Consider the following 512-nt stretch of genomic DNA (forward strand, 5'->3'; position numbering starts at 1 on the left):
GGTTCACTAGTAAACTCTCACTTATCAGACGAAGAGACTCTTATCTATGAACAGAACCTTTCTAGAATGATTGAACGAAACGAAAAAGCACTTGGACGATGAAGATCCAAGTGCTTCCTTTATTTATAACGATTGCCCAGCTGTAATTAAGGCAAGCTTATAAACATCCTCAGCATTACACCCTCGTGACAAATCATTCACTGGCTTATTCAGTCCTTGAAGTATGGGGCCTACCGCTTCAAAATTACCGAGCCGCTGTGCAATTTTATATCCGATATTCCCAGCCTCTAAGCTAGGAAAAATAAATACATTGGCATCTCCTTGAATGATAGAATCAGGCGCTTTTTTGGCTGCAACAGACGGGACAAATGCAGCATCAAACTGAAACTCACCATCTATGACTAAAGATGGATCCATTTCTTTTGCGCTTTGAAGGGCCTTTGATACCTTTTCCGTTTCTGGAGAGTTTGCTGATCCCTTTGTTGAAAAGCTAAGCATAGCAACTCTTGGAT

At 41.0% G+C, this 512-nt stretch carries 1 protein-coding gene; it reads right to left on the bottom strand.

What is annotated here, in order from left to right; genetic code table 11:
• Nucleotides 1–123: 123 nt before the first annotated feature.
• Nucleotides 124–512 (bottom strand): phosphate acyltransferase (locus ABD785_RS41220; protein ID WP_344840370.1); only part of this gene is annotated, 389 nt, incomplete at its 5' end.

The sequence above is a fragment of the Actinocorallia longicatena genome (assembly GCF_039534125.1).
Taxonomy (GTDB): domain Bacteria; phylum Actinomycetota; class Actinomycetes; order Streptosporangiales; family Streptosporangiaceae; genus Actinocorallia; species Actinocorallia longicatena.